Genomic DNA, 18,106 nt, shown 5'->3' on the forward strand with positions numbered 1-18,106 from the left:
ATGTCGATGACAGAGGAAATTTGCCGCTGGGCCTATGCCAAGGCCATGCGTCTGGAACACATCCGCCAAGCTCTGGAAGATTACGGCAGGGCGGTTTTTATCGATGACGGACTGGAAGACACCGAAATATTGCCGGTGCCGCATCGGTTTGTGCTGTCGCGGGTCGATATATCGCACGCGTCGGGCCATCCCCTGACCTATTGCAACGGCGTCCGGGTCGCCTGAACTCACAACCTTTCGCAAATCTACCTGAAGCTTCGCTTCGCTTCATGGCCGAACTGTCGGTAATATTGTAACGTAGCGACGGCCGGTGGCAACTCCGGCCGTTAAATATGTGTGCCTATTCGTAAAACTAAAATTGCAGGGCAGACCATGGCTGATTTTACCGTTGAACCCGTCGATACTGTCAACACCACCACCGCTGGCACGCAGCGCGCGCCCGAGATCACCGGGCTGGACGGCGGCGGCTATGTCGTCACCTGGTATGGCAACACAGCCGACCTTGGGACAGTTCTGTATGCCCAGGTGTATGGCGCCGATGGCGACAAGCTTGGCGGCGAAGTCGTGGTGGCCGACCACCTGCCCGTGACAGGGGCCGATGTCGCCGCAAGAGCTGACGGTGGTTTTGTCGTTATCTACACGGAAGCCGGCTCTGCGTTTGGTATCGCCGGCGATCCGCCGGTGATTGCCGGCCGGCATTTCGATGCAACGGGGGCGGCGACCTCGGCTGCCTATGCGATCAGCCAGGCGCCGACTCTGGACCAGATCAACCCCGACATTGCCCGCCTGGCCGACGGTGGCTTCATGGTCACCTGGAGTGGTCAGCAGCAGGCCAGTTCGAGCGACCACAACCTGCATGGCCAGAAGCTGAACCTGTACGGTCAGCGCGTCGGCGACATGCAATACGTCGCGGCGAACCTGTCCTATCAGGGATGGGCGCCCAATCCGACCGCGGGGGACAGTGGGACCAGTGTTATTGCGCGGTCCGACGGGGGCTGGATCGTGGGGTGGATGACCGGGCGGTCGGCCAGTACGGCGTTTTTGACCTTGCAGGCCTACAACGCCAGCGGAGCGCCCGTCGGTGTCGCGGTTGAAGTGAAGCCCGGCACCTATCCGGTATCGTCTTTCGATGCCGATATTTCGGTGCTGGATGACCTCACGGTCGCGTTCAACAGCCAGTCACGCGTGTTTATCGCCGACCTGTCGACCGGCGCGGTGACATCCTTCGATTCCAATGTTTCGGCCAATACCGGCCTTCTCGCTGATATCCAGGGCCTGCCGGACGGTTCGCTCCTGGTGACCTGGACCGAGGTTGACGGCGCCGCCGGCCTGTTGAAGGCCGCGATCTATGACCGCGCCGGTGTGGTCTTGAGCGACATCGTGACCGTGACGGCGGCGGGCAATAACCGCTATGCCACGGCGACGATGCTGTCGGACGGTAATGTCGCCCTGGCCTGGACCGACACGGTCAGCAGCGACATCGAGACCACCATCATTTTGCGCAACCATGGCCCGGAATTGACCGGCGAACCGGTGGTGCTGCCCGGCGCCACAGAGGATACGGTCTATACCCTCAGCACGGCCGACCTCCTGGCCGGATATACCGATACGGATGGCGACAGTCTGAGTGTCAAGAGTTTGACGCTGGAAGGCGGCACCCTGGTCAACAATGGAGACGGCACTTACAGTTGGACGCCGCCGGCCAACTATTTCGGACCGATCGGATTGAGTTACAAGATTTCCGATGGTCAGGGCGCCAATCTGATCGTCACGCGCAGTTTCGAGGTTGCGCGTGTGACCGACACGATCTTCAACTCGAACTCGACACGGCTGGATCAATATTCGGAAAACCTGACCCTTACCGGTCGCGGTAATATCAAGGGCGTGGGCAATAGCTGGGACAATGTGCTGACCGGCAACAGCGGCATCAATACGCTGGAAGGCCAGTTGGGCAACGACACCTACTATGTCCAGAACAGCGAAGACCATATCGTTGAATACCGCAACGGTGGAGTCGATCTCGTCTATGCTTCGGTCGATTACAGCCTGGCAGGGGGAGATACCGAGTATCTGTTTCTGACCGGCACGGCCGATCTCAACGGCAGGGGCAACGCTTCTGCCAACACACTGGCGGGGAACGGCGGCGCCAACCGGCTGAGCGGCGATCGCGGGCATGACCGGCTGAACGGTGGCGCCGGCGCCGATACGTTGATCGGGGCAACGGGCAACGACACCTATGTTGTCGACAATGTCGGCGACTCTGTCAGTGACGTCGATGAGAACTTCTTTAGCGGTGGAACTGACGTCGTGGAAGCCTCGGTGAGCTGGACACTGGGCACGGATCTCGAGCAACTGGTTTTGACCGGGGCGGCCGCCATCGACGGTACCGGCAACGGCCTGAGCAATGTTCTGACCGGCAATGACGCGCGTAACGTGCTGACGGGAGGCTTGGGTAACGACACCTACTATATCCAGAACGAGACAGACCGCGTCGTCGAACTGCACTTCGAAGGCGAGGATACGGTCATCTCATCGGTCAGCTATTCTCTGTTTGGCAGGGCGGTGGAAACCCTTCTCCTGACAGGCACGGGGAATCTCAACGGTACCGGCAATTCGCTTAACAACACCCTGACCGGGACCGATGGCAACAACGTTCTGGATGGCGGCACCGGCGGAGACCTGATGAGCGGCGGCCTGGGTAACGACACCTACTATGTCGACAATTTTTACGATAATGTCGCCGAGTTGCACCTTCAGGGCAACGATACCGTGTATGCGTCGGTGACCTATTCCTTTTTTGGCCGGGCGGCGGAGGTGCTGATCCTGACCGGGGCTGGCAATATCAACGGGACCGGCAATTCGCTCGTCAACACCCTTATCGGCAACAGCGGTGCCAATGTGCTCGACGGCGCGGGCGGAAACGACAACCTGACCGGTGGGGCAGGGGCCGACGTGTTCCTGTTCTCGGCCGGGAGCCGGGCCGACACCGTTACGGATTTCAACGCGGCCGACAACGACAGCCTCAATGTCAACGCCTACACCGGTGGGGTGGCCAATGCTGGTCTGGTGAGCCAGACGGGTAACCATGTTGTGATCAACCTGGGCGGAGGCAATGTGGTCACGGTTTTGAACGCCAGCCAAGCCGAAATTCTCGCCCATATGGTGTGGTAGGTCAAAAAACACCGTTTTCAGGTGGTATCTTTAGGCCTATGGTCCCCGCAAAATAATAGGAGGACACCATGGCTGGACTGTTCAGTATGCGTAGTGACGTGAACGCTTCGGCCCTGGCGGCTGCCCCGGCAGTTGGCGCAGTGCTCGGCGCTCCGTATGTGGGCACGGGCGGCAATGACACCTATGCCGGCGGCGTTGATCCGGATGAGATCTATGGCGGCCAGGGCGACGACGTCCTGTCCGGTGGCGGCGGCAACGACAACCTGGGCGGGGAGATCGGCAACGACACGGTCAGCGGTGATGACGGCGACGATACGGTCGACGGCGGGCACGGTGACGACAGCGTGTGGGGCGGTGCTGGCAACGATCTGGTCCTTGGCGGCGAAGGCGCAGACACCATGGCGGGCGGCGCCGGCAACGATACCTATTATATTACCAATGCCGGGGACACTGTCGTCGAAGCGGCGGATGAGGGCACGGACTGGCTTCACAGCCAACTGAGTATCGACCTGACGGCGATTGGTGTGGAGAACGTCTCGCTTATGACGTCAGTTGGTACGCAGCTTATCGGCAACGGACTCAACAATGTCATGTACGGCAATGCCGGCGACGACAGTTTCTGGGGCGGTGCCGGCAATGATAGCCTGAACGGCTTCGGCGGCAATGACAGCCTGAGCGGCGGCACCGGCGACGACACCTACTTTGTTGACAGTTCCGGCGACACTGTTGCCGAAGCTGATGGCGAAGGCACCGACATCGTCTATACCGGGGCGACCTACTCGCTGGTCGGGCGGGCGGTTGAAAACGCGATTCTGCTGGGGGTCGGCAATATTTCTCTGACCGGCAATGCGCTCAACAATCAACTGAGCGGCAATGCCGGCACCAACGGGCTGAATGGCGGCGGCGGCAATGACTGGCTGGACGGTGGCAATGGCGCGGATACCCTGGTCGGCGGTCTTGGTGACGACACCTTCTATGTCGACAACCTCTCCGACCTCGCCGTCGAGCTTCATCATGAGGGCAATGATACCGTTTTGTCCTCGGTGACCTATTCGCTGTTCGGAAGAGCTGTGGAGACCTTGATGGCGACAGGGGAAGGTCATGTCAGCCTGACCGGCAACTCACTGGCCAATACCGTGACCGGCAATAGCGGAAACAACGCCCTGAACGGCGGCACCGGCAAGGACACCCTGACGGGGGGACTGGGTGATGACAGCTACTGGGTCGACAACACCGGCGACAAGGTGGTCGAGGCGTCAGGCGAAGGTTTTGATACGGTCTTTGCCAGTGTCACCTACACCCTGGCCGGACGTTACGCCGAGGTCCTGGAACTGACCGGGGCGGCGAACCTGAACGCCACCGGCAACAGTGTCAGCAACACGCTGCGGGGCAACGGCGGGAACAACACGCTGAACGGTCTGGCCGGCAACGATATCCTGACCGGCAATGGCGGACTCGACGTTTTCCTGTTTTCGGCCGGCAGTCGGGCGGATACCGTCACCGACTTTACGGTGGCCGATGGCGACCTGATCAATGTCAATGCCTATACCGGCGGCGTGGCAAATGCGGGACTTGTGACCCAGTCGGGCCTCAACGTCGTCATCAATCTGGGCAGTGGCAACGTCATTACCGTTCTGAACGCGGCTCAGGCGGATGTGCTGAGCCACATCGTCTGGTAGCGCTCACCAAAAGTTCGCATTTGTTTAACCGCCGTGGGGCAAAGTCTCGCCCGGAGGTGGGACCATGGCGAAATCGATCTGGACTCTCATTGACGGCAAGGCGTCGGTGCTGGCCCTGTATGAGGGAGGGCCTGACAACGACACCCTGAGCGGTGGACCAGACGACGACACCCTCTATGGCTATGGCGGCGACGACGACCTGTCGGGCGGCGGGGGCAACGACACCCTATACGATGGCGATTTCGCACAAGACGGTAGTGACACGCTCAGCGGCGGTGACGGCGACGACGTGATCTACGTTCTTGGCGGTTACGATGAGGTCATCGATGGCGGCGCCGGGACGGATATCCTAGTCCTGGACCTGTCGCACACGGACTGGAGCGGCGACTTCTGGTTGGGCGACGGATATGTCGTCGAGCAAGGGGGGATTTTCGTCTCCGGCATCGAAGCCTTTCACCTGATTCTTGGGGACTACGGCAACTACGTCTTTGGCTCTGCCGGTTCCGACACGGTCGAGGGCGGTGCCGGCGAGGATCTGATATGGGGGCACGGCCAAATCTCGGGCGCTGGTGGCGACGACCAGATTATAGGTGGTGTCCTCAATAGCCTCTTCGACGGTGGCGACGGCAATGACAACCTGTTTGGCGGCAGCGGGACGGATCTTATCGAAGGCGGTCTGGGGGATGACACTGTGGTGGGTGGCGTCGGCGATACCCTGGACGGCGGCGCCGGCAAAGATTGGCTCGGCTTCCGGATCAGCGGAAACCTGGTTTTCGACCTGCGTATCGAAGGGGCGCAGGAGACCGGTAATGGGATCGTTTACGTTACTGGAGTCGAAGGAGTTTTCGGCTGGACCGGCAATGATCATCTGACGGGAACCGATCGGGGCGACTACCTGAATGGTATGGTGGGGAACGATACGCTGATCGGGGGTTTGGGTGCCGATACCTATGGCGTGTCGAGCCTCAACGACGTCATTGTCGAGACGGCCGGCGGCGGGCGCGATCTGGTAGAGGCCTCGATCAGCTACACGCTGGGCGCGGCGCTGGAGAACCTCACCCTGACCGGCTCCGACGCGATCAACGGCACGGGCAATGGCTGGGGCAATGTCATCACCGGCAACAGCGGCGCCAACCTCTTGGATGGCGCCGGCGGGGTGGACACCCTGATCGGTGGCGCCGGGACTGACAGCTACGTTGTCAACTCCGCCGCGGACAGCGTGGTCGAGGTCGCCGAGCAGGGGACGGATACGGTGCTGAGCAGCGTCACCTACGCCTTAAGCGGCGAGGTCGAGAACCTGACCCTCACCGGGACGGCCAAGATCCACGGCACGGGCAATGGGCTCAACAATGTGCTGACGGGCAATGCGGGCGACAATCTGCTGCGTGGCGGTTTGGGCGACGACACCTATTACGTCCAGAATGCCGGAGATACGATTACCGAGCTGAGCGGCGAAGGCAATGACCACGTCATGGCCGGCCTGTCGTTTTCTCTGGCCGGAAGCCATACTGAAATCCTCACCCTGACTGGTTCAGCCGATATCAACGCCACAGGCAACAGCCTGGACAATCATCTGAACGGCAATGGAGGCCACAACGTGCTGGACGGCGGCGCGGGCATCGACACGATGGCCGGCGGACTGGGGAACGATACCTACTACGTTCAGTTTACTGGCGATGAGGTGGTCGAGGCCAGCGGGCAGGGGACCGACCTCATCTATGCCAGTGTCGATTACGATCTGATCGGGCGCTATGTTGAAACCCTTACCCTGACGGGTTCTGGGTATACCAAGGCTATCGGCAACAGCCTGGCCAATACGCTGAACGGCAATGCCGGCAACAATGTATTGGACGGCCGCGGCGGCAGCGATGTTCTGACGGGTGGTCTTGGGGCTGACGTCTTTCTCTTCAAGCGAGCCAGCGGTGGCGACACCATCACCGACTTCAGCAAAGTGCAAAACGATCGTATCAACGTTCATGACTATATGGGCGGCATTGCCAACACGTCGCTGGTCGCCCAGGCCGGCAGCGATGTGGTGATCGCGTTCGACGGGGGTAACACCATTACGGTGCTGAATGCGTTACGGGCCGAGGTGCTGAGCCAGATGGTGTGGTAGACCCATACAACCCCAAATAACGGTGTCTTACCTTCTCAAAGCGTAGTACACTGGCGAGTTCTCGCCTTGGTTGAAGGCGCGGGGTGCCAGTCATGCCCAATGGGATTACGGTTCAAATCAACGATCATGCCCACTTCGTAACCTTCAAGTTGCAAGGCATCGTCTATGGCAGCGAACTCCTCGCCAAAACCGAAGAGGTCTATCGCGGCCTTGACGAACCGTGGCGGTACAACCGGCTCTTTGATATCCGCGGCTTTATCAACGTCCTGCAGTTCGAGGACTTTCAGGCCATGGCCGAGCAATGGCCGCTGCTGGCGGGCGGGCATTACCCGACCCGCTTCGCCATCGTCACAGACGACGCCACCCGCGCCGCGCGGATCGAGGCTTTTGATCCAATGTTCACCGACATCACCTCTCGCGTGTTCGGCCGAAGCCGTGACGCCATCGGTTGGCTCACCGAAGGGGTTCATGTTCACAACGTGACTGTCCTTCCCCGCCGCGCGTAATCTGACATTTCCGTCAAGCGCTTGATACGTCACGCGATTTCATCAATATGCCGTCTGGCCTGGAAGGAGCTGTGCATGGCGCCCAGGAAAACCCTGCGAATTGACGACGTGGCCTCAGCAGCCCTCGACATGGTTGCGGCTGAGGGAGGGGAGATCGACTTTACCTCGGCGCCGGAGAAAGGGGAGCACCTTCTGGTTCACCATTCCGATGGTGTCACAGGGGGCTGTAATCGGTAGCCGTTTGCGGTCGTCAGGTCGGCGTTATGCCGCTGCGTGGAACGAACCAGGTCGCAGCGGCACCGTGCGGATCGGGGAGGTCGAGTTCATAGTCCAGGCCGCATGGGCCGCGGCGAACGGACAGGATGATGGCTGTCCCCAGACCTTCGTAGGGAAAGCGCAGGTAAACCGTGGCGCCGGCTTCGAGAGGGGCCTCTGCTGGCCGGGTTGGGCGGGGGCGCAGGAGATAGCCTTTGAGGGCGGGATCGGCGGCCACGGCGCGGTTGACCCGGGCGCTGTGGCTGAACGGCGTGACGGCGATTGCGTCGGCAAGACCAAAACGAAAGCCAGTATCGTCCATGTCATCGCTCCCGCTTGTCCGAATTAAATGTATATAAAATACATCAAAAAGTCAAGCAGAGAATGTCTTATTGGTACATTGCGCGCCGAGTCGGATGGTTAAGGAGCGGAGACTCAGTTTACGCGCAGGCCCTCGAAGGGGCGGGCCCAGTCGACCGCGATGGCTTCGATTGGGGCAAAGGCCGGGTTCAGGCTGTGCAGGTCCCACAGGCCCGGGGTCTTGCTGGAGCGCAGGATCTTGATCATCCGCTGGCCATCGATGGTACGCACCAGGACCTGCTTGTTCAGCAGGGGGGACGGGTCGTCGTATTTGTGGCCAAAGACCGCGATTTCGCCCGGCATGAAGCGCGGCGTCATTGAGGTGCCGTCGACGATCACGGCCACGCTGTCCTCAATATTGAAAGGCTCCAGCGGCTCGAAATCGCCGGAGTCGTAATCGTCGATGTAGGAACCGTCGGGCCCGGCCAGGGCGCGGCCGATGACCGGCACCTTGGCTTCGCGCATCGGGCCGATGCCGGCATACAGCCAGGCCGCCCGGACCTTGAACTTTTCGGCGTATTCCAGCGCCTTCTTGAACGAGAAGGAGGCCGTGCCGCTTTCGTTGTTGCGGTAAGAACTGGTCCAGCCGAAACGGCGCGCGGCATCCACCGCCGTTTCAAACCCCGCCTCGATCCGGGCCCGCATCAGTCGTTCGCTTTGTTCGCTCATGAGGTGAATGTATAAACTGTACAAATGTATTTTTCTTACATTTATCTCTTGACGTGAAAATACATATTTCATACATTGATGTTCGCCGGATGTTCCGGCCTCCCTGAAACCTTGCGGGCGGCTTTTTCTCCTTTGCCGCCCGCCCTCTTATTGCGCCTGGAGCGCCTGCGATGATGCATGTCTATGAGTTTATACGAGGCCTTTTGCGCGGTTTCCGTTCCTTATGGGAAACGGCCTTTCCACCTGCCGGCAATCCGTTGCTGCGCGATCCCTTCTGCGCGCGGTTGCGGTCCGAAATCGCCGAAGCCCGCCGGCGTCACAAGCCCGTCCGTCATCTCAAGGCGCAACTGGAAGCCCGGGTTGATGAGATCCTGGGTGAAAAGGGGCGGTCATGAGCGGCTGGACACCGAACCGCCTGGCGGAACTGAGCCGTCGCTGGAACCAGGGCGAGTCCAGCGCCGCCATAGCCAACTCTCTGGGTGTCAGCCGCAGCGCCGTGATCGGCAAGGTGTTCCGACTGCGTAAGGCCGGCCACGATCTGAGGGACAATTCGGCGACCATCGCCATGGGTTATCTGTTCACCCGCGCCCGGGTGGCGGTCAGGACCGAAAAAGCGGAAGCGGCGGCGCCGTTTCGACCTGTCGGGCTGGATCCTTTTGTCGTCGAGCCCGAACCGTCGAGTCCGCGGGCGCGCCAGGCGGCGGAGGGGCGGGCCTTTCTGGCGGCTCTGGAGGCCGCCATGCCGGGGACGGGGATTCCGTTCGGGGATCTGAGCCGGCGGGCCTGCGCCAATATTACCGGTGGCGAAGCGCCGAATTGGTTGTTTTGCGGAGCGGAGACGACGCCGCGTAGCCGTTACTGCGCCGCTTGCCGGCCGAAAATGTATCTTCCCGTATCGGAGCGTTCATGAGCCAGTCCAAACGCCAGAAGCGCATCAATCAGCTAACCTATTGTCCGTCGCTCGAGTCTGTCGCTCTGGCGGGGATCGCCCGCCAGGACCTGGAACCGGTCTATGACCTGACGGGCGCCGATACCGGCGTCAAGCGGCGGTCCAATGTCTTTCGTGTGCTGCGCCAGTCGGAGGAGATCACCTCTAACCAGTCTGCAGCCGGAGCGAGGCTGATCGAGATCTATGCCGCGTGGCGTGGCCTGGGTGGCAAGCCCGGTGAGCGGGAGATGGGCTGGGCCATCGTGTCTGGCAATGCGGCGCCCGATCTGGTCACTGACCGGATGATCGAGAATGGCCATGTCTGGCGACAGGTCATGCGCTTTGTCGGGCCGTCGTCGGGTCGGCTACTGACAGCGCTGGTCCAGGACATTATGGAGGGCGACGGGGTAGCTGTGCGGCGGCCGGACGGCCAGGCTGGTGTGCGCTGGCGACAGGTGGTTGAAGCCGTCACTGGCGAGCGCCGGCTGCATGCCCAGGCGGCGCTGGTACGGCGGGCCTGTGAGGATATGGAAGCGTTCTGGCGGTGATGCGATTTGTGGCTACGGCGACGGCGATGGCGATGGCGATCTGTGATTCGGAGAAGGTGACGCTGACTGGATTTATCCTGGCACCGGCAACAACCTAGGCAACGTAGGGCTGGTCATTCAGGTCGGCCTGGGTGTCGTCTTTACCTAGGGTGGCGGCAACGCCGTTACCGCGCTGAACGCCACCCACACAGATGTGCTCAGCCAAATGGTGTTTTAATGCGGCTTAGTCGTGAGGCGTTTTGCGTTGCAAGCAAGCGCATCGGCTTTAGGTTTGTTGCTTACGGAAGAACCGTGTTTCCAAAACAGGTGACTTCAGATAGTTTCTTTACAACTTTTTTATAACGGGGGAAAGCCATGGCCGCTACATTCGGTAAGCGCAGCGACGCGCGGGTTTCGGCACTCGGCGCGGAGACGCCGCACCGGGTGGCCCTGGCGGTCAATGACGGGGTCATGCAGGCCACCTACAATGGAACACCTGGCAACGACACCTATAGTGGCACCGTCAACGCAGACGATATCCACGGTCTTCTTGGCAACGACTCTCTGTCGGGTAACGGCGGCAACGATACCCTGGAAGGCAACGGTGGCGCCGACGTGATGAGCGGCGGAGATGGCGACGACCTTCTCTACGCATCAGCGCCACCAGGTGCTTATCAGACACCCTACTACGACGCTGTTCCGTATGTGGTACCGGTCCTGGACCGCGACGCTATCGCCGATAGCCTAACGGGCGGTGCCGGCGATGATGTCATTTCGGCAGGTTACGGCGACAACGTCGATGGTGGTGACGGGACGGACTTCCTGTTCATCAGCTTCCAGGGCGCAACCTCCAGTGTCATCTTCAACTTGTCGCTGGTCAGCCAGACGATCGGCGGCGGCACGATCCAGAACATCGAAGGTGCCCGCTGGATCGAAGGCAGCGAATTCGGGGACGTCATCCTGGGCGAAGGCTCCGGCTGGAACGGCAGCGCGCCGGTGGTCTTCGGCATGGGTGGCGACGACAATCTGAGCGCAGGCTACTATACGGCAGCTCTCTACGGCGGCGACGGCAACGACAGTGTTGACGGCCGTAACTCCCAGTATCTTCAACGCGTTGAGGGCGGCGCCGGCAACGATACTTTGTACACCAACACCAATACGTCTTCCGTCGCCGATGGCGGTGACGGTGACGACCTCATCTACGCGCATCGCACGGTCCTTGGTGGTGCCGGCAACGATACCATCCTGATGGTTTGGAGCCATTATTACGCAGACGCTGCGGGTGGGGACGGTGACGACGATATCCGGGCCGTGGACGACTTGGGTGTGCAGCTCTTCGGCGATGCCGGTCACGACACCTTGACCGGCAGCAGCATAACCGATGTGCTCGACGGTGGCGCCGGCAACGATTCCGTGACCGGCGGCGCTGGTCAAGATTGGCTTACCGGCGGCGGCGGCAATGACACCCTGACCGGTGGCGACCATCCCGCCGATCTGACCGGAGATGTCGCGGTCTACAGCGGCGGCATCACCGACTATCAGGTTACCGAAGACGCGCTGACACACATCATTACGGTCGCCGATCTGCGCACGGGTTCACCCGATGGCGCCGATAAGCTCGATCGCAGCATCGAAGCCTTGCAATTCTCGGAGGGTACATACCTCCTTGATGCGATACTGGCCGGGGTTGGGCTCGGCGGGGTGAACTTTACAGGGGATGATGGCGCCGACATCTATGTCGGCAGCGAGGACGGCAATACCGCGATTGGAAACGGCGGTAACGATACCTTCAATGGCAACGGCGGCCCAGACACCCTGATCGGCAACGACGGCGCCGACCAACTGAACGGCGGGTCGAGCGACGATGTTCTCTATGCGGCAGCGCCGTTCGGCGTTTACAAAATGCCCTACTACTACGATTTTATTTATATTGCGCCGATCCTGGACCGTGATGCCGCAGCCGATACCCTTACGGGCGGCGCCGGCGCCGACCTTCTGTCTGCGGGCTACGGTGACAATGTCGACGGAGGTGCCGATGTCGACACGCTGTTTATTAGTTTCCAGGCAGCGACGGCGGGAGTCAGCTTCGACCTTTCGCTAACCAGCCAGACGATCGGCGGCGGCACGATCCAGAACATCGAAAGCGCGACCTGGATCGAAGGCAGCGAATTTGATGATGTCATCCGAGGCGAAAGCATAGGATGGGGTGATAGCTCTAAGATGATCTTCGGATTGGGCGGCAACGACAGTCTGGTCGGTGGCAGTCATACGCGCGGCGTCTACGGTGGCGCCGGAAATGACACCCTGTTCAACAATGCCTCTGGGCCTACGGTCGCCGAAGGCGGTGACGGCGATGACCTGATCTACGGCACAAAGCGGATTTATGCTGGCGCCGGCAACGACACGGTCCAGATGATGGAAACTTACGATGACAACGCCGCCTATGGCGGCGATGGCAACGACGACATGAAGGCTGCGGCGGACTGGGCGTCAACGCTCTATGGCGATGCGGGTGACGACACCTTGACCGGGGGCGCCCGCAACGACCATCTCTATGGAGGCGCCGGTAAGGACAGCATGGCTGGCGGTGGCGGCAACGACAGATATGGTGTCGATTCGGTCGACGACGTGGTGATTGAGGAGGCAAACAAAGGTGCCGACGAAGTCTACAGTTCCATCAGTTACGTCCTTGGCGCCAATCTCGAAATCCTGTCCCTGGACGGATCGAATGACATCGACGGCACCGGCAACGGGCTGAACAACATATTAGTCGGTAATGGCGCCAACAATCGTCTCGACGCCGGCGCTGGCAACGACTCCGTCACCGCCGGCGCTGGCGCGGATTGGGTGAGCGGCGACGCCGGTAACGACACCCTGGAGGGTGGCGCAGGTCGTGATACGGTCAGTTATGCCGGCGCTTCCGGCGGCGTCACGGTCAGTCTCAGCCTTACCGCTTCACAAGCGACAGGCGGCAGCGGCTCGGACAAGTTATCCGGTTTCGAAAATCTCACTGGTTCGGCTTTTGCTGACAATCTGACCGGTAATGAGGTCGGCAATGTCATTATTGGGGGCGCGAGTAACGACACCATGTCGGGCTTGACCGGCAACGACAGCTACTATGTCGATGCCGTCAGCGATGCGATCGTCGAACTCGCCAATGCAGGCAGTGATGCGGTTTTCAGTTCGGTCAGTTATGTCCTGGCCGACAACCTTGAAGCTCTGACGCTTACCGGTAGCGATCATCTCGAAGCAACGGGCAATGCTGCTGCAAACGGGCTGACCGGTAACGCCGGACACAATCTCCTGAATGGTGCAGCCGGCAATGACACGCTGGCCGGTCAGGGCGGTGATGATACCTATGTCGTCGACGGCAGCGGCGACGTGGTCACTGAAAATGTTGATGAAGGCACAGATACGGTCCGGGCGTCGGTCAATCATAACCTGGGCCTTCATATCGAGAGCCTTACCCTCACCGGTTCCGGCAATCTTTCCGCTAACGGTAACGGCCTGGCGAATATCCTGACCGGCAACGGCGGCAACAATGCTCTGGACGGCGGTGCCGGCGACGACACCCTGGCCGGTGGCCTGGGCGACGACACCTATGTTGTCGACAGCAGCAGCGACGTCATCGTCGAAAACGCTTCCGAAGGCACGGACGTGGTCCTGGCGTCGCAGAGCTACACCCTCGCCGACCATGTCGAAAACCTGACTCTGACTGGTACTGCCGATCTCTACGGTACGGGCAACGCCCAGGGCAACACCATCACCGGGACTTCCGGCAACAATGTGTTGATCGGCGGTGCCGGTGCGGACACCCTGTACGGCGGCGCGGGCAACGATAGTCTGGTCACAAATGACGGCCCTGGCCCGACGGACAGCGATGTCGATTACCTCTACGGCGGCGATGGCAACGATACCCTGGCCTATGCTTCCTTCAGCCAGGGGCAGGATGTTTTTGATGGCGGCGACGGCATAGACACCCTCGACTACAGCGATGGCCAGTTGCGCGGCAGCTTTACCGGTATCGAGATATTGTACACGGGCGGCGGAGACGTTGCGGCGACCCCCGACGCCCTGAGTGCATTCCAGCAGATCGACGCCTACTGGATCAAGCTGGTGGCTGGCGGCGTAATAGATTTTTCCGGCAAACAGGCGACCTTCCACGAGGTCTGGTCGCTGACCGAAGACAATGTGACGGTGGTCGGAACGGCCCAGGATAACATTATCATCGGCAATGGCGGCAACGATGTTCTGAGTGGCGGTGACGGCAATGACGGCCTTGTCGGCCGGGCCTATTTCTTCGGCGTCGGCCCGCTTACGGACAACAATGTCCTGAACGGCGACGCCGGCAATGACTCTCTGGAAGGCAGCGGCGGCAACGACACGATCAATGGTGGCACCGGCGACGATTCTATCACCAGCACCTACAATTCCGGTTCCGTCGACGTCGACCCGGAGTTGGGTGGGATTGATGTCATTGACGGCGGCGCTGGCTGGGATGCTCTGTACTACAACCGAATCTACGGGGCCCAGGGTCTGGTCTACGACTTCGGGCGGGGCGCGACCGCCGAAGGTTTTGTCGCAACCAACGGCACGGTCTTCCGCAATATCGAGGTGGTCGAGCTTTGGGCAGGAAGCGGGAACGACCATTTCCTTGGCGGCCTCGGCAGTGACAAGGTTTATGGCGGCGCAGGCGCTGACACCCTGAGCGGCGCGGCAGGCCATGACACCCTGATCGGCATGGAGGGCGATGACCTGGTCCTGGGCGGCGCCGGGGATGACGACCTGCACGGTGTGGCCGGCAACGATACCGTCAGCTACAGCGATGCCGCCGCCGGTGTGACGGTGAGTTTGGCTGTCAATAACGCCCGACAGATGACCGGTGGCGCCGGCAGCGACTTCCTTATCGGCTTCGAAAACCTCATCGGCTCGGCTTTCAATGATAGGCTGACCGGCGATTCGGGCGACAATGTCATCTATGGCGGTGCCGGCGGCGACCGAATGGTCGGCGGCTTGGGCAACGACACCTACTATGTCGACAGCGCCGGTGACAGTGTCGGTGAAAATCACCTTGAAGGCACCGATACCATCATCAGTTCGGTCAGCTATTCATTGCTGGGACGTGCGGTCGAGATCCTGACCCTGACGGGTGCGGGCAACTTGGCAGGTATCGGTAATTCGCTGAACAATCTGATGACTGGCAACAGCGGCAACAACACGCTCGAAGGCGCTGCCGGGAACGACATGCTGGACGGCGGCGCAGGCAGTGATCGCCTGCTGGGCGGGTTGGGGGACGACACCTACTATGTCGACAATGCCGGCGACAGCGTTGGTGAGAACCACCTGGAAGGCACAGACACCATCATCAGTTCGGTCAGCTATTCGCTGTTCGGCCGGGCCGTGGAAAACTTCATCATGCTGGGCAGCGCCAATCTCAGCGTTACCGGCAACGGCCTGAACAATACCCTGACTGGAAATGCCGGTAACAACGCGTTGGATGGCGGTGCCGGCAGCGACAAGATGATGGGCGGCCTGGGCGACGACACCTATTATGTTGACCATGCTCAGGATAATGTCGGTGAGGCGCACCTGCAGGGGACAGACACGATCTATTCATCCGTAACCTATTCCTTATTTGGGCGGGCCGTCGAAATACTGACCTTGACCGGAAGCGCCAATCTCAACGGTACAGGCAACTCACTGGCCAACAGCCTCACCGGCAACGCTGGCGGAAACCGGTTGGACGGTGCGGGCGGCAATGATGTGCTGACCGGCGGTTTGGGGGCGGACGTGTTCGCCTTTATGACCGGCAGTGGGAAAGACACGGTGACCGACTTCAGCGCGGCCCAGAACGACGCGATCAACCTCACGGCTTACACGCACGGCGTCGCCAATGCGGCGATCGTCAGTCAGTTCGGCGGCGATGTCGTCATTAACCTGGGTGGCGGCAACACGATCACGGTCCTGAGCGCCAGCCAAACCGACGTGCTTAGCCATATGGTGTGGTAGGTCAAGGCGTGGTGAGGATCGCCACGCCCTGTGCTGGTAGGGTTACGGTGATCCGGCCGGAGGCGTTGCTGGTCACTGCGGCGCCGGCGGTCGGGTAGATGCTGCCGAATGCCGTCAGGCTCAGGCCCGTACCAACCGTTATGGTCTGGGAAGCCGTCGACAGGTTGATCAGCACCACCGCCGTCTGCGCGCCCTGTTGCCGCAGGAAGGCCACATGCGGCTCGCCCGGTGACGACAGAGCCGTCAAAGTGCCTGATTGCAGCACCGGCCAGGACGAGCGCACGGCGTACAGCGAGCGATAGGTTTCCAGGAGCGAACCTGCCACTCCGGCCTGGGCGGCGGCATTGTAGGTTGCCATATTCGACGCCACCGGGCGGTAGGGCGTGCCGGAGGTAAAGCCCGAGACGGCGTTGGTCCAGCTCATCGGGGCGCGCAGTCCGGCGTCGCCGCTTTGACCGTTGCCCCCCATGCCGAACTCTTCGCCGTAATAGGTGAAGGGGGTATCGGAGGCCAGAAGCGCAATCGCCGCCGCGACCCGGTAGTCGCCTTCCCCATGACCGCTCAGGGCATCAATGGCGCGGCCGCCGGCAAAGCCGTCGTGGTTCGACAGGAACAGGGGCAGTGCCGCCCGGTCGGACGCGGTCAGGTAGGCGTGCAGGCCGGAGGTCAGGGCGCCGGAAGTGGCGGAGTTGCGGACCTCCCATTGCTTGCCGAAAGCAAAAGCATTGCCACAGCCGCCGCCTGTCGCGGCGTATTCCGACGGATGGTCGGCGGCTTCGCAGACCATGTAGCGGTTGGCATAGCCGTTGATGACAGTCTGGGCCTGGACCAGGACGGCGTGGGTTTCGGGCTGATTGTACCAGGCGGACGGGCCGTTCTCGACAAAGGTTTCGACCGCGTCAAAGCGGAAGCCGTCGACGCCGCGGTTCAGCCAGAAGCGCAGATTGTCCATGTGCCAGGCGACAACGTCCGGGTTCTTCAGGTTGAAGTCGGGCATGCTGTCGGCGAACAGGCCGTAATTGTAGCCATAGGCGGTCGGGCGCCAGGGATTGCCGCCCCAGGTGCTCCAGGCGGGATCGGCGGCGTTGAAGACATACCAGTTGCGGCGGGCGTTGGTCGGGCTGGACACCGCGTCGAGGAACAGCGGGTTCTGGGCGGCTGAATGGTTCATGACGTAGTCGAGGACGACGCCGATGCCGCGCGCGTGGGCCTGGGTGATCAGGTCGTCAAAATCGGCCAGGGTGCCGTAATCGCGCTCGATGGCGCGGTAGTCGCTGACGGCGTAGCCGTGGTCATTGTCCTGGCTTTCGAAAACCGGCATCAACCAGAGGCCGGTGACGCCCAGGGATTGCAGGTAGTCCAGTTTGGAGGTCAGGCCCTTCAGGTCGCCGATCCCGTCGCCATCGCTGTCCTTGTAGGAGCGGACGAAGACCTCCATGAACTGGCCGCTGCGGTTCCAACCGGCAGGCAGTGTGCTGGTGGTCGTGCCGACCGGGACGGCCGCCATGTTCAGGTCGTCGGCCTGATGGCCGACCTTGGCGGCGGCGGTGTCGGCGGCGGCGCGGGTGGCGAAGACGGCGCCGGTTTCCTGGACGACCCAGGCCTCGGCGCCAAAGGTTGAACGGTTGATGCGCAGGTCCAGCATCGGGCTCTTGGCGTCACCCTTGTGGATCAGGAAGTTGAGATTGGCATTGTCATTGGCCAGCGGAATGACGACCGTGGCCCAGCCACCCGAGGTACTGTCGAAGGCGCGCGGGGCTGCCCAGGTCGTGGCGGTGCCAGAGGCAATGGCGGCGGTGCCGGTGGTGTCGTTCCACAGATGCAGGCCCCAGCCGGAATAGTCACCGTCGAGGCGGCGATAATGGATTGTTAGGGTGAGGGGAGCG

The 18,106-nt window shown here is 61.2% G+C and carries 12 protein-coding genes; 9 read left to right on the forward strand and 3 right to left on the reverse strand.

Going from position 1 to position 18,106, the window contains the following annotated elements; translation table 11 throughout:
- From ABI_RS10315 to ABI_RS10335, 5 genes are all read left to right on the forward strand, one after another.
- The gene (locus ABI_RS10315) at positions 1–225 is read left to right on the forward strand and encodes a hypothetical protein (RefSeq protein WP_006272883.1); all 225 of its coding nucleotides are present in this window, start codon (positions 1–3) and stop codon (positions 223–225) included.
- A gap of 147 nt (positions 226–372) precedes the next feature.
- Complete coding sequence (locus tag ABI_RS26205) at positions 373–3,171, forward strand: cadherin-like domain-containing protein (RefSeq protein ID WP_006272884.1); 2,799 nt, start codon at positions 373–375, stop codon at positions 3,169–3,171.
- A 68-nt stretch (positions 3,172–3,239) separates the two neighbouring features.
- Positions 3,240–4,850 (forward strand): calcium-binding protein, encoded by a 1,611-nt coding sequence (locus ABI_RS23615; RefSeq protein WP_006272885.1) that lies wholly within the window; start codon positions 3,240–3,242, stop codon positions 4,848–4,850.
- A 64-nt stretch (positions 4,851–4,914) separates the two neighbouring features.
- Positions 4,915–6,966, forward strand: coding sequence for a calcium-binding protein (locus tag ABI_RS10330; RefSeq protein ID WP_006272886.1), 2,052 nt, complete (start codon positions 4,915–4,917; stop codon positions 6,964–6,966).
- A 92-nt stretch (positions 6,967–7,058) separates the two neighbouring features.
- Positions 7,059–7,472 (forward strand): hypothetical protein, encoded by a 414-nt coding sequence (locus ABI_RS10335; protein WP_006272887.1) that lies wholly within the window; start codon positions 7,059–7,061, stop codon positions 7,470–7,472.
- A gap of 250 nt (positions 7,473–7,722) precedes the next feature.
- On the opposite strand, the gene ABI_RS10340 is transcribed toward ABI_RS10335, so the two are convergent.
- Both ABI_RS10340 and ABI_RS23620 read right to left on the reverse strand, forming a co-directional pair.
- A complete protein-coding gene (locus ABI_RS10340) occupies positions 7,723–8,049 on the reverse strand; it encodes a hypothetical protein (RefSeq protein WP_006272889.1) in 327 nt (108 codons plus the stop codon).
- 113 nt (positions 8,050–8,162) lie between these two features.
- Positions 8,163–8,732, reverse strand: coding sequence for a S24 family peptidase (locus ABI_RS23620; protein WP_157138772.1), 570 nt, complete (start codon positions 8,730–8,732; stop codon positions 8,163–8,165).
- Positions 8,733–8,926: 194 nt separating this feature from the next.
- Between ABI_RS23620 and ABI_RS10350 the strand changes: the two genes are divergently transcribed.
- The 4 genes from ABI_RS10350 (at position 8,927) to ABI_RS26450 (ending at position 16,220) form a co-directional block, all read left to right on the forward strand.
- On the forward strand, positions 8,927–9,151 hold the full coding sequence (locus ABI_RS10350; RefSeq protein WP_040308788.1) for a hypothetical protein: 225 nt from the start codon (positions 8,927–8,929) through the stop codon (positions 9,149–9,151).
- Positions 9,148–9,666: a GcrA family cell cycle regulator gene (locus ABI_RS10355; RefSeq protein WP_006272892.1), complete on the forward strand. Its 519-nt coding sequence runs from the start codon at positions 9,148–9,150 to the stop codon at positions 9,664–9,666. Before ABI_RS10350 ends, ABI_RS10355 begins: the two co-directional genes overlap by 4 nt.
- Positions 9,663–10,232 (forward strand): hypothetical protein, encoded by a 570-nt coding sequence (locus tag ABI_RS10360; protein WP_006272893.1) that lies wholly within the window; start codon positions 9,663–9,665, stop codon positions 10,230–10,232. The genes ABI_RS10355 and ABI_RS10360 overlap by 4 nt, the downstream gene beginning before the upstream one ends.
- Positions 10,233–10,586: 354 nt before the next feature.
- Positions 10,587–16,220 carry a calcium-binding protein gene (locus tag ABI_RS26450; RefSeq protein ID WP_040308789.1) on the forward strand — a complete coding sequence of 1,878 codons (5,634 nt, stop codon included), beginning with the start codon at positions 10,587–10,589 and terminating at the stop codon, positions 16,218–16,220.
- 1 nt (position 16,221) lies between these two features.
- Here the strand turns inward: ABI_RS26450 and ABI_RS10370 are convergent.
- The coding region (locus ABI_RS10370; protein ID WP_083811451.1) for an alpha-amylase family glycosyl hydrolase at positions 16,222–18,106 on the reverse strand (1,885 nt) is incomplete at its 5' end.

Source organism: Asticcacaulis biprosthecium C19, assembly GCF_000204015.1.
Lineage (GTDB): Bacteria > Pseudomonadota > Alphaproteobacteria > Caulobacterales > Caulobacteraceae > Asticcacaulis > Asticcacaulis biprosthecius.